The sequence below is a fragment of the Gracilimonas sp. genome, from assembly GCF_017641085.1.
Lineage (GTDB): Bacteria > Bacteroidota > Rhodothermia > Balneolales > Balneolaceae > Gracilimonas.
The window spans coordinates 518520-531138 of the sequence record NZ_JAEPPI010000002.1; the positions used below are offsets into that span (position 1 = coordinate 518520).

12 protein-coding genes are annotated in these 12619 nt (G+C 44.4%); 7 read left to right on the forward strand and 5 right to left on the reverse strand.

The window, feature by feature from the left end; genetic code table 11:
* Positions 1-70: 70 nt before the first annotated feature.
* Entirely contained in the window at positions 71-274 is a 204-nt protein-coding gene (locus JJ941_RS09305) for a hypothetical protein (RefSeq protein ID WP_290964205.1), read from the reverse strand.
* On the opposite strand from JJ941_RS09305, the gene JJ941_RS09310 reads away from it, so the two are divergent.
* From JJ941_RS09310 to JJ941_RS09320, 3 genes are all read left to right on the forward strand, one after another.
* Positions 252-1286: an MFS transporter gene (locus JJ941_RS09310; protein ID WP_290965069.1), complete on the forward strand. Its 1035-nt coding sequence runs from the start codon at positions 252-254 to the stop codon at positions 1284-1286. The two genes, JJ941_RS09305 and JJ941_RS09310, sit on opposite strands and share 23 nt — an antisense overlap.
* A 95-nt stretch (positions 1287-1381) precedes the next feature.
* Positions 1382-2008, forward strand: coding sequence for a hypothetical protein (locus tag JJ941_RS09315; RefSeq protein WP_290964208.1), 627 nt, complete (start codon positions 1382-1384; stop codon positions 2006-2008).
* A 78-nt stretch (positions 2009-2086) separates the two neighbouring features.
* Positions 2087-2527, forward strand: coding sequence for a TraR/DksA C4-type zinc finger protein (locus tag JJ941_RS09320; RefSeq protein ID WP_290964211.1), 441 nt, complete (start codon positions 2087-2089; stop codon positions 2525-2527).
* A 5-nt stretch (positions 2528-2532) separates the two neighbouring features.
* Here the strand turns inward: JJ941_RS09320 and JJ941_RS09325 are convergent, their stop codons facing one another.
* Together JJ941_RS09325 and JJ941_RS09330 are read right to left on the reverse strand one after the other, a co-directional pair.
* The gene (locus tag JJ941_RS09325; protein WP_290964214.1) at positions 2533-3357 is read right to left on the reverse strand and encodes a DUF72 domain-containing protein; all 825 of its coding nucleotides are present in this window, start codon (positions 3355-3357) and stop codon (positions 2533-2535) included.
* 121 nt (positions 3358-3478) lie between these two features.
* Entirely contained in the window at positions 3479-5233 is a 1755-nt protein-coding gene (locus JJ941_RS09330; protein ID WP_290964217.1) for a histidine kinase dimerization/phosphoacceptor domain -containing protein, read from the reverse strand.
* A 215-nt stretch (positions 5234-5448) separates the two neighbouring features.
* Between JJ941_RS09330 and JJ941_RS09335 the strand changes: the two genes are divergently transcribed.
* Both JJ941_RS09335 and JJ941_RS09340 read left to right on the forward strand, forming a co-directional pair.
* Positions 5449-7149: a sodium:solute symporter family protein gene (locus JJ941_RS09335; protein WP_290964220.1), complete on the forward strand. Its 1701-nt coding sequence runs from the start codon at positions 5449-5451 to the stop codon at positions 7147-7149.
* Positions 7150-7290: 141 nt separating this feature from the next.
* On the forward strand, positions 7291-8763 hold the full coding sequence (locus JJ941_RS09340) for a histidine kinase dimerization/phosphoacceptor domain -containing protein (RefSeq protein ID WP_290964223.1): 1473 nt from the start codon (positions 7291-7293) through the stop codon (positions 8761-8763).
* Here JJ941_RS09340 and JJ941_RS09345 read toward each other — a convergent pair.
* Together JJ941_RS09345 and JJ941_RS09350 are read right to left on the reverse strand one after the other, a co-directional pair.
* The gene (locus JJ941_RS09345; RefSeq protein ID WP_290964226.1) at positions 8760-9167 is read right to left on the reverse strand and encodes a hypothetical protein; all 408 of its coding nucleotides are present in this window, start codon (positions 9165-9167) and stop codon (positions 8760-8762) included. The genes JJ941_RS09340 and JJ941_RS09345 overlap by 4 nt on opposite strands.
* Positions 9168-9170: 3 nt before the next feature.
* Complete coding sequence (locus tag JJ941_RS09350) at positions 9171-10025, reverse strand: transglutaminase-like domain-containing protein (RefSeq protein WP_290964228.1); 855 nt, start codon at positions 10023-10025, stop codon at positions 9171-9173.
* A gap of 119 nt (positions 10026-10144) precedes the next feature.
* Here JJ941_RS09350 and JJ941_RS09355 point away from each other — a divergent pair, with 119 nt between their 5' ends.
* Together JJ941_RS09355 and JJ941_RS09360 are read left to right on the forward strand one after the other, a co-directional pair.
* Positions 10145-11380 (forward strand): arginine deiminase family protein, encoded by a 1236-nt coding sequence (locus JJ941_RS09355; RefSeq protein ID WP_290964230.1) that lies wholly within the window; start codon positions 10145-10147, stop codon positions 11378-11380.
* A 10-nt stretch (positions 11381-11390) separates the two neighbouring features.
* Positions 11391-12611 carry a site-2 protease family protein gene (locus tag JJ941_RS09360; RefSeq protein WP_290964232.1) on the forward strand — a complete coding sequence of 407 codons (1221 nt, stop codon included), beginning with the start codon at positions 11391-11393 and terminating at the stop codon, positions 12609-12611.
* Positions 12612-12619 lie beyond the last annotated feature (8 nt).

Here is a 12619-nt window from a genome sequence, read left to right on the forward strand (position 1 = left end):
CATTGCAAAAATAAATCCTAAGGAATACAAATATTCAGTAAAAACCAATAACCAAAACCAAGAACTAAGTTTATGATGTTTTGACCATTGCCCGTATTTTTAAGCTGCTTCTAAATTCAAGATAAAAAACGATCTCTTCATCCGGCTCAAATACTCCAGACATTACAGCAAGGCGACAGCTAATAGCTACTTGTGCAGCTTTTTTTATTCTGGGAGCCGTATTTGCAACCTGGGCTTCACGGATACCGGCCATTCGTGATGTATCTATGCTCACCCCGGTTACACTGGGATATGCTCTGCTTGGGCGGGGACTGGGCACCATAGTTATTATGCCCGCAGTTACCGGTCTCATACATCGTGTTGGAGCGAAAAAGGCATCTATGCTCTTTGGTGTGCTGTTGATTCTGTCACTCATTCCCATGGCGGTGGCACCGGACTGGATTGTACTTACACTTGTGCTGTTTATTACCGGCGCGGGAGCCAGCGGATACAATATTTCCATCAATGCTCTCGGTTCCAGGATCGAAGAAAGTACCGGCCGGTCTCACATGTCCATGATCCACTCCTGGTTTGGAGTGGGGAATGTTGCCGGGGCTTTGGCAGGAACAGCCATGGCATCACAGCAGTTTTCAGTGGTCCTTCATTTTTGGGGAGTAGCCATGTTGTTGTTGGTTGTTCTGATGGGGGTCTATAGCTACCTGCCGGAAGACGGTCCGGACCCACAGGCTGTGAAAGCACGCTTCAAACTTCCACACGGGAGTTTACTTTGGTTGGGGGTAATCTGCTTTGTTGCAGCTTCCATCGAAGACTCGATTATGAACTGGGTAACCTTATTCTTCACAGATTATGTGGGAGCATCAGAGGGACTGGCCCCCATTGGATACACCGCTTATGCAGTTTCCATGTTAATTATGCGTTTGGTAGGGGACCGCCTGAAACCAAGGTTTGGGGCAAAAGCATTAATCACAGGCGGTTCTGTGATAGCAGCTTCGGGCATAATCATTTCCATCCTATCTCCAAACCTGATGGTTGCTTCAATTGGCTTTGTTATGGCAGGTGCCGGTGTTGCGCTCACGTTCCCCATGATCTTCAGTGCTGCCGGAAAAGAAGGAGCTGTGGCACTTGCAACTGTGGCAACAATGGGAGCGCTGGGTGGGATGCTTTCTCAGCCCATAATGGGTTACCTGGTGGATAATTTTACACTCACCGGTGGGTTTATATTTATTTGTATTTGTATGTTGGCGGTAGGTGCCGGAAGTCAAAAGGCCAGGCTTTTAAAAAAGTAGCCGGAGCTAACGGACACACAGAGAAAGTTCATCGGGGAACAAATATCAAAAATTCCCGTTACAGCTACAGGTAATAATAAATAAAACGGGTTTTCATGAAACAGTTAGTAGTCATAATAGTTAGCGTGTTGGTTCCTTTTATCGGTTTCGCACAAGTGATGGACGATACCGACATCAAAAAACTTGAGAAGGGCGAATACAACATTGAAGCCGGTAAAATCCAGGTAACCTTTTCTGATACAGTTTCCCCAACCTTTATTGAACAGAAACTGGACGATCTGGGATATGAAATTCTGAGTAGCGAGATTAAAAACATTGTGCTTTCCATAGAAAACAACCCAAGCCCCCAACAGCTGAAAGAACTGGAAGAAAGTGAATGGGTAGAGTTTGTGATGAGTGAAGCCGCAGGGAATTCCGACAAAGAGATGGAAGAGATTAATGATAGCGATACACTTGGAAGTGACAAGGTAAATCAACTGCTGGCAAAGCTGACCTATAGTAAAGAGTACGAATATGTAGTAGTAGCGTTAACCTATAATGCTACGGAAATAACGGTTGAAGATATTAAAGCCGCTTACCCGGATCTAAAATTTGAGGTGCTGCAACAGAGTCAGCGTTCAGCAATACTCAAAACGGAAGAAGATAAAGAGCTTGAGGCTATGGATGAACTGAAGAAACTGGACTTCGTGAAAAACACGGCCATGGTTGGCAACCTTGAATAGACTCAATTGAACCATCGAAATGCTGAAAACAGATATCTCGTTTAATAACTGAATGAAGTTGGATAAAACGAGAGTATTATGACACAGCAAGAAGCACCGGTAAACAACACTCCCTTTTCATCAGAAGAACTTGAGCATTTTGAAGAACGGCTAAACGAAGAGCTGCAAGATGCCGAAGAAAAAATAAATTCTTTCGAAGATCGATTAAGTGAAATTGAGAGTAAGCTTGATGATACTACTTCCTCCTCTGCCCACCATCAGGGCAATATTGCTTCCTCGGAGGAAGAAAGAGAGAAGTACTACTCAATGATCGAAAAGCAAAAAGAGAAGATCGAAGAGATTAAGATGGCGCAAGATCGGATAGAAGCTGGTAATTATGGAATCTGCAATGTAACCGGAGACCCCATCAAGAAAGAGCGACTTGAGATTAAACCCCACGCCCGGTACAGTGTGGAAGCGGTAAAGTCGGCTAATAATGTAGAAGCCGATACCGAAATCAATGTGAACGAACCGGTGTAATTAAATCAGAACAACCCAAGTTGTTTATCCTGCTTATTGGCAGGCCAATCAGGCAAGGCAGGAACCTCAATCAACTGCGACAGCAGCTTGTGAAAATGCCGGCATAGTTTAGGCTGATCCACTTTGTTGGGAGCGTGGATGAAAACGTAGGGGTGAAGCCCTTCATCAATCCATTCAGCCACGATGATAGCCCACTCCTTCAGGTAGGGCTCGTTGTTAAGGATGTCGTTGGTACCCACGTATCTTAATAAAGGCCGGGCACCGGTGGTATCGAATCGAACCGGTACTTTGGGCTTCTTCTTTTGTGCCTCTGCAATGGAAGATTCGGTAGCTTTAACCGAATGGAGTTTACGGGTGTCAAAAATAACCCGATCCACATCGTAGCTTTTCAGGAGAGAAGTCAGGTTTCGTTCATGCTTGCCATGGTCAAAAAAGTCACGGTGACGAACCTCAACGGCATAGCTAAATGATTTTGGAAGAACGGAGAACACATTTTCCAGTTTATATAAATCCTGAGGACCAAAGCTGTCAGGAAGCTGAATCATAAATGGCCCGGTTTTTTCTCTGATCGGTTCAAACAACTTTACGAAATGCACCGCATCATTTTCCACGTTCTGTAGCTGGCGCTCATGGGTGAGACTTTTGGGAAATTTGAAACAAAACTTAAATCCTTTCGGGGTTTGTTCCCCCCATTTCGATATAGTTTCAGGGTCAGGGGTGTAATAGAAGGTGGTGTTTCCTTCCACAGAATTAAATACGGACGAATACTGAGACAGAAACCGATCGGGCCTGGCATCATCACTAAAAAAACTTCCCTTCCACTCTGTCAAACTCCAGACGGTACAACCCAAGTGATATGGCAAGCTCATTTTCATAGTAAGAAGTAACTAAATTTTTCTATTATACTCCTCCTATGAACACCGGTTTTCGAAAAAGAATTTATCAGTCTTATCAGCCCGTCCTGGAAAGCGCGTCTTTACCATTAAAGCGGATAGTAAATGTTGTTCCCTCTTCATTAGATAATTGGTAATCGGCATCCAGTTGCCGGAGTAACACCGAAATTAAAGTCATCCCCAGGGTTTTGGCCTGTTTAAGGTCAAAGTCTTCGCATAGTCCCGGGCCTGTATCAGAAACTTTGATGACAACCTCATCATCTTCCTGCGAAAGATAGACTTCAATCTTTCCTTTATCCTCAGTTATGCCATGTTTAAATGCATTCACCAAAAGTTCATTCAGTAGAAGTCCGGTTGGGATGGACTGCTTGATGCTTAATGTAACAGGGTTGGTTTGAGTTATTAATTCAACATTGGCCGAAGGAGAAGAGTATTTTCGCTGAATGGTTTCTAAAAGTTCATTTACATATTCATCCATTCTGATGCTTGAAAAAGTTTCGTTTTGATATAATCGCTCATGCACCATCGCCATGGAGTGGATTCGGGAAATCGTATTATCAAAGAAGCTTCCGGAACTTGGTTGTTTTGATAGATTTTGTTGTAATTGTATCAGGCTGGAAACTAAAGCCAGGTTATTCTTCACCCGGTCATGGACTTCTGCTATAAGGTGAGTTTTCTCTTCCAGCTGCTCTTTTATTTTCAGTTCTGCTTCCTTTCTATAAGTAATGTCGCGGGCAATACCGTAAACGCCAATAATTTCACCATCAACAACCATAGGCAAATTTGTGACCTCTACATGCATAGGAGCTGATTTTTTTAAAACAACAGCTGTCTCATAATGCTGTGGGGTTCCTTCCAGCGTTCGGTGAAAATGGAACTGGAGTTTTTTGATATCTGATTTCTCTACAAACCGGTCAATAGTTGACCCTCTCAATACTTCTGCCCGCATGCCTACAGCTTTTTCGAATACTTGATTGGCAGAAATTAGAAGCCCATCTCTGGATAGTGAGAATACGGCATTGGGATTTTGCTCATACAGTGATCTGTACTTCTGCTCATTAATCTCGATCTCTCTTTCCCAGTTTTTAATGCTTTTCAAAAATCGAAAAGATAACATACCACCGGTGATCAACAAGATTAACCCAAGAGAGACAGCAATCCACAGCATAATGAAATTTAAAAGCTGTGTTCCCGAAGAAAGAGCGGCAGCCAGCCGGAGTTTAGATCCTCTTAGCCTTTGATCTAAAGCTAATACTTGGTTTGTGAGTTCTTGTTGCCGTTCAAGAGTCAAAGAATTTGTGTTGACAAGCATCTGTGCCTCATTAGCCAGTTCCTCCATTTCTCTCATGGTGCCATCAGAATCTATCCACTCCTGAATAGCAATTTGAAAATCCCCAAAAGAATGAAACCATTGGTAAGTGCGGATCATATTGTCAATATCATCAGGAACGGTATGGCACTCGATAAATAGCTTGCGCAGATAGGCAGTGTCTGTATCCTCCGCTTTAAGCTCACTTCGAATATTTGAAGCATTATCGATCAACTGCATTGCGTCTTTAAATCCGACCAGGTAAACATCGTCCCCCGTGTTGATGTAGTTGAGAAGGTGAAAAGCGGCATCTTTGCGAGCTTCCGTCCAGTTTACCTGAAAGGTTGAGTAACCCCTGAGCCCAGAGAGCGTGTTGGTGGCTACAATAACCGATATTGTAAGAAAAATCCCCAAGACCGTAAAAACGACGAGGATGCCCATCATCTTTCTGTCTATATGGAGCCGCCTGAAAGAGCTTTTTGCAAAACTTCTGTTAGTATCCATTTATATACTGAGCTGAAACCCTAAAGTCCGTAAACCATTCATTGCCTTACCTTTTCGGAGAATAACAGAACGGGAGCAATAAGTCCAACTAAATAAATAATAATTAACAAAACCAGTGTTGTTATTATTCTTCAGGTTGAAATAGACAAAATATTTTTAGCTATACTCTTCTCATTGATATTCATGGAATCAAGAAAACAAAATTAGATCGAAATATGCCCTTTGAGACAGCCGATTATCTCGTTGTTGCCGGATATATACTATTAATGATAGCCGTTGCGTGGGCAGCTAAGGTAAGAGGGCAAGAGTCACTTGACGATTTCTTCGCCGGTGGAAAAAACCTGCCCTGGTGGCTGGTTGGGGTTTCGATGGTGGCCACTACCTTTGCAGCAGATACTCCCCTTGCTATTACCGGAATTGTTGCAAAACAGGGGATTGCGGGAAATTGGTTCTGGTGGAACTGGATGATTTCAGGTATTGTGACCGTATTCATCTACGCCAAACTCTGGAAACGGGCGGACGTAATAACCGATGTGGAGTTTATTGAACTACGCTACGGCGGGAAGCCGGCCAGTTTTCTTAGGGGATTTCGGGCACTGTATTTCGCCTTTCCATTCAACTGCATCATTATGGGGTGGGTTACGGTTGGCATGGCTAAAATTCTAACGGTTGTTACAGGCGCCGATCAGTGGGTGGCTATCCTGGTGCTGTATGGGCTGATTGGCATATACATAGCAATATCCGGTTTGTGGGGAGTGATGGTAACAGACTTTGTTCAGTTTATCCTCGCAATGGCAGGGACAATAGCTCTGGCTTACTTTTCTGTAGATCATGTTGGCGGGTTATCCGAGCTTAAGTCACAGCTTGGTGAGGTGGCTAATTATGATATTTTGAGTTTCAACCCCTTCACCAATCCTGAAATAGCACTGACTACGGCGTTCATTTGGCTGGGGATGAACTGGTGGGCGGCCTGGTATCCCGGAGCTGAGCCGGGTGGCGGAGGATATATTGCCCAGCGAATGTTTTCCGCTAAAGATGAGAAAAATGCGGTCGGCGGAACCTTATTGTTCAATATTCTGATGTATGCCGTTCGTCCCTGGCCATGGATATTAGTTGGCTTGGTTGCTCTGGTTGTATTCCCGGGTCTTGAAGATCCTGAAACCGGTTACCCATTAATGATGCTTGAAGTTCTTCCTGTTGGCTGGATGGGCTTGTTGATGGTGGCTTTTCTCTCCGCATTTGTATCCACTATTTCCACGCAGTTGAACTGGGGAACCTCCTACGTGGTAAACGACTTCTATAAGCGGTTCATAAAAAACGAAGAAGAATTTGAAAACAAAGAGAAGGCCCAAAAGCACTATGTGTTCATCTCTCGGGTCGCCACATTACTGATGGCTGCCCTGGGGGTCGGTGTTTCCTACTTCTTTGACTCCGTTTCGGGCGGGTGGGAGTTTATCCTGTCTCTTAGTGCCGGAATTGGAGGTGTGCTTTTACTTAGATGGTTCTGGTGGAGAATTAATGCCTGGAGCGAAATTTCAGCAATGGTAGCAGCCTTTATCGGGGCGGTATTTTCGAGTCAAATGGGCTATGACTTTTCCGGGAGCATGATATTTACAACCACTTTTTCAACAATAATCTGGTTGGCAGCAACCTTTGTGACCAAGCCGGAATCGGAAGAGACACTTAAAAAATTCTATGCTAAAGTAACCCCGATGGGCAGCTGGTCAGGATATAGGGGTGGAAACTACACGACCGACCGCTTGCTGCCTCAGCTTGTGAATATTGGAATGTCGCTGGGAGCTATTTTCTTTTTCCTATATGGACTGGGGCAAATTTTCTTCTTTAATGCAGGGACCGGAATCGGGTTTCTACTGGGTGGCTGTATCTTTGTTTGGGCCGTGGTGAGGAAGATTTGATCGTAATAGAATTAACGACGGACATGCATGGTTGGATAAAAAGTCATAAAAATATTATAGATATAAAGATGAAAACATTATTTTCTAATTAGAACAGGGTCATTAAAACCCACCGGCTTTAGGTTAACTTTAGTGTGAATAATGATTGAAAATTTTGGTACTCGCCTTGGGTGGTTTCTCTTAGGTTTAGTTGTATCGGCAGGTTTTTTCAGTTTCGAAGTAAAGGCACAGTCTGACTACGATTCTTTTTGGACGTTTTCTGAAATCCGCTCCGATACAAATATCGATAACACGCTGGATTATTTTGGGGAGGAAGTAAGCATAACCGGCATCGCTAATATTGAAACCGGATTACTTCATGAGCACTATCTTCAGGCATTTGTGCAGAATGATTCTGCGGGCATGTCCGTATTTGCGATGGAAATAGAAACACCATTCGAAGTCGGCGACAGCATCGTAGCCACAGGAAAAATTGAACGGTACAATGGGCTGGCGGAAGTTCACATTGATTCATACAGGGTTTATAAGACTTCATCTCCGATTAAAGTACGTCCGTTATCAGTAGTCATAGAGTCGCCACAGAATTATCTCGGGATGTTGGCAGAGGGAGAAGGAAAAATTATTGAAAAAGGCAGCACGTTTAATGGCAAGTATGTGCGAATTTCTGCTGAAGGGTCATCCAAAAGCATGATGGTATATGTGTCCAATTTTCACAGCTTGTATGACCGTTTTGACTTCGATGTGTTGGGGGTTGGAGATAGAATTTCCGTGAAAGGGATTATAACAGAGTACAACCCGGAGTTTCCCAAAGAACGAACCTTTAAATTATTTCTCAGAACCCCGGAGGACCTGACCTTTCGGGGCATTCCGCAGTTTTATCTGTATTTGATTGCAGGTGCCTCCGCGTTATTAATCATTATGGTAGTGGGCTGGGTGATTAGCCTAAAGCGCAGCGTGAACGCCAAAACAAAGACGATTCAAGCCAACTTAGAGCAGAAAGAAGTTTTGCTGAGGGAAATCCATCACCGGGTAAAAAACAGCCTGGCTATAGTATCGGGCCTTATTCACCTTCAGGAGGGAAATACGGAAAGCCGGGAAGCAAAAATAGTGTTGCAAGACACCCAGGCACGTATTCAATCGGTGGCATTGGTGCATGAGAAACTGTATAAAACGGAGTCTCTATCTGATATTAAGCTCAATACCTACATCAGAGATTTAGTAGAGGCCATACACAGAACCTTTACGGATTATAAAGAAGCCGTTGAGCTCAAATTTGAAATGGAAGAAGTGCTGCTTGAAACCGAACGGGTAATTCCCTGTGGGCTTCTGATTAACGAATTGGTGGTTAACGCTTACAAACACGCGTTCAGTAAAAACCGGCGCGGAGAACTTCGCATACGATTGAAGCAGATTGGCGATGACATCGTGCTTATCGTTTCCGATAATGGCCCCGGCTTGCCACCCGGATTTGATCAATCCGATGACGAGAGTCTTGGAGAAATGCTTATCGACTCATTTGCATCTCACTTAAAGGCAAAGATGCAGGTGAATAACAGAGAAGTGGGTGGAGCTGAGTACATCTTTAAGTTTCCTTCCGGTAAAACGACTGATTAACGATCCTCTTTTCGATACATAAACTTCAGGCCCGACCAGTCTTCATCAACCGCGCACACCTTTACATCAACCAGTCCGATTTGTAGGCCCAGTGCACGAACTTCATTTCCGGTAATATCCGTGGTAAGCTTTGACGATTTTTTGATCCAGGAAACCCAAAGGCTTCCGTCTTTAGCCAACTTATCTTTTAATGGAGGAAGCAAGTTGTGGAGCTCTTTTTCATTACGGCAAAAAAGGTGAATGAAAGGCAGTGGCTTTGAGTGGTTAATATCAACAAAGCGTGAAGCCTCGGGTAGTGGGCCTAATAATTTCTGAAAGTAGTCAGGAGGGTTAACAAGCAGGATTGCATAACCGGGCTTGATGCCCAGTTTTTTCAGGAGAGGAGTTCCTGAATAGCCGGCCATTGGTCAGTCCTGATACATTTCTGTTACGTTCAGCAGCTTGCGAAGGTCTTCAACTCTTTCGGGCTCTTCCTGCCGTTCATAACTGTGGATGAGGTTCCGAATACATCTCAACACAATATCCAGGTTTGTGGCTATCTGAAAATGTTCGGGGCGGGGATCGATATTATTCTTCTTCAAAAAGAAATAGCACTGATCGTACGTAACGATGGCGCCGTCATCATAGGGGTCAATCAAAAGCTCTTCTTTATCTCCCACGTAATTCAGCATAAAATGAATAGGCATGTTGATCCCGAAAAAAGGCATTTCCAGCCGGCGGGCGATAAACATGACAATCAGGCTTAGTGAAATAGGCAGCCCTTTACGGCGATCAATCACCTGGTTTAAAAAACAGTTCCCGGGGGCGTGATAGAATTCTGTATCTCCCCGAAAGTTCAGGTCTTCAAAGATGAATTTAAGCATGCGCTTCATCTTGCGCTTTTCATCAAGCTTATACTTAATCTGCGGCTCAATCATCTGGGCAAAATGATCCAGCTTCTTTTGGTATTCTGAAATGCGAAGCGTGGGGTTCCCAAAACGGGCAAGGGTAAAAATGGCGGTCTCGAGGGATTTTCGGGTCTTAATGCCATTTTCGAGAATTTCTATAAAATCTGACTCAAGCGTGTCAAAAGTAAGCTTGTGAATTACATCATTCACCCGGCTTTTGGCGTCTTCCCCGCTAATTTCTGAACGATACTCATCTAGCAGAGGCACCGCTTTCTCTCCAAGTTCCTGCAGCCGGCTCTCCACACTTTGTTGAACAAACGGATCAGGATCATCCATTAAAAAAAGCAACGATTCTATTTCTGTCTTTGAAGTCATACTCTCATTTCATTTGCTTGGCGGTCAAGATATTGATTCACTCAGCCAATTACTTCTTATAAATGCCGATTGTAACCGTTATATTTCACGGCTCTGACAATCAACCACTCAACCATTTTATGGATATAAATGTTTCTTCAGAAATAGGTCACCTGCAGGGAGTAATCGTTCACACGCCCGGACACGAAGTTTCCCTGGTAAATCCCGAGCTTAAAGACGAACTGTTGTTCGACGACATAATCTTTGAGGAAGATGCACGGATAGAGCATCTGGATATGCTGGAGGTTTTTAAAACGGCCATGCCGGCAGGTGGAAATGTGATCGAGATTCTGGACCTTTTGACAGAGGTATTTAAGAATGAAGACGCCCGGCTATTTTTTATTGAACAGTTGATTAAGGAGTTTCCAGAAGAAAACCTGCATGTGGTGGAAAAGGAACTTCGGAAACTTGATCCCAAAGAGCTGCTGGTGTTTGTTACTCAGGGATATCTGGAACGCTCAAAAGGGTTTTCCCTGAATCCTTCCCCCAACCTGCTTTTTACGCGGGACCTGGCAGCAGTTGTAGGAGACAATATTCTTATTTCAAGAGCTGCCAAAAAAGCCCGCTTGCGAGAGTCGCTGCTTATGGAAACGTTGGTGGAGTTTCATCCTTTGTTTGAAAGCGTAAGGGAAGATGCTATTAAAATATCCGGGCATCAGTCGATAGAAGGCGGAGATGTATTGGTGGTTTCAAACAAGCTTGTGCTAATCGGGATGAGCGAGCGAACGTCCTTCAGCGGATTGATGAAGGGCACAGAAGGTCTGCTGAACAGTGGAGTGGAAACAGTGTTGGCGGTAGATATCCCCAAACAGCGTTCGTCCATGCACCTTGATACTATTTTTACGTTTGCTGATGTAAGTGAGTGTATTGTATTTCCCCCGGCTATTTTAGAGCAGAAAAACAATGTTGTTGCCCTGTTTAAGGATGGAGACTCCATCAAAACAGAAATGAAAAGCTCGTTACAATCTGCGCTGGAAGAAGAAACCGGAAGAGATTTTAATTTCATCAAGTGTGGTGGCGAAGACCGAACGAATCAATTCCGTGAACAATGGACCGACGGCGCCAACGTTTTTGCTCTGGCGCCCGGTGTAATTGTAGGTTACGAGCGCAATACCAATACCTTCAATACCCTGGTTGATCACGGCTATGACCTGATGAACCAGTTTGAGTTTATCGAAGAGTATGGCAAAGAAGGATTTACCCCAAAGGCCGGGCAGAAGATAGCCATCAGCTTTCAGGGCCACGAGCTATGCCGTGGAAGAGGCGGGGCGCGGTGTATGACCCTTCCGATTTCAAGAAAGCCATTAACCCAATAACAAGAGACGATTGAGTTCAAATCCATATCAAGAGGAAGTTACGAGCGATTTTGAAGTCCTTTCCAGAAAAGAGGAGCCCAAAAACAAACCCGACACCAAGACGATTCTAAAACATCTGGGGCTGTTCTTACTCACATTTTTCTTTGTGACTATGACCGGCACCAATTTTGTAGGCTTTGAACCGGTTCTTTTCCCATTTTCCATCCCCAACACAACCGACATACTCAGAGGCCTCTTATTTGCCGGGTTGTTTCTGTCCTTCCTTACGGTTCATGAATTCGGACACTACTTTGCCGCGGTTCGCCACAACATAAAAGTGACGTTGCCCTATTACATTCCGCTTCCCATCGGGATAGGCACAGTAGGGGCGGTGATCAGGATTAAAGAACGAATCCGAAAAATGCATAAGCTGTTTGATGTGGGGGCATCAGGCCCTATAGCCGGTTTCATCGTGGCATTGGTTGTACTAATGATTGGCTTTGCCACTTTACCCGAACCGGCCGATTATGTACAGAACTTTTCCGGACATGAGGAGCTGAAAGAATATGTTGCTCAAAATGGAACCTATCCGGAGTTTATTACAGATGAAGTGGAAGGTCAGGGGGTATTAACGGTCGGGAACACGTTGTTATATTCTGCGTTGGCATCTATGTTTGATAACGTTCCGCCCATGTGGGAGATGTATCATTATCCCTTTTTATTTGCGGGATGGCTCGGCCTGTTTTTTACCGCATTGAACCTGATGCCAGTGGGCCAGCTGGATGGCGGACATATTTTGTATTCCCTTATTGGATACAAAAAGCACAGGGTAGTGGCGAGGCTGTTTTTTACCATGATTACTGCTATTGGTGGGGCGGAAGCCATTCCCTTGCTCCGGGAATTTATTGCCGGCTATACCACCATGCCTTTAGCGGAATATGTAGTGTGGGGATTCATCTTATTCGTGCTCATGAATCGCGCCTTCCGCTCAGATCGTTATTGGATTTTTGCGATGATGGCAGCCTCAATTATAGGATCGGTTGTCTATGATTATGCTGTGGGTGGTGTGGGGGCCGGTCAGGCGTCGTATATATGGGTTGTATGGAGCTTTTTCATGGCCTTTGTGGTTGGGGTGGAACATCCGCCGGTCGATATTGAAGAAAAATTATCCCCGGCCCGGCGCGTGATAGGCTGGCTGAGTATGCTTATCTTTCTGCTCTGTATTAGTCCGAATCCAATTTATATGAACTGATGAAATCA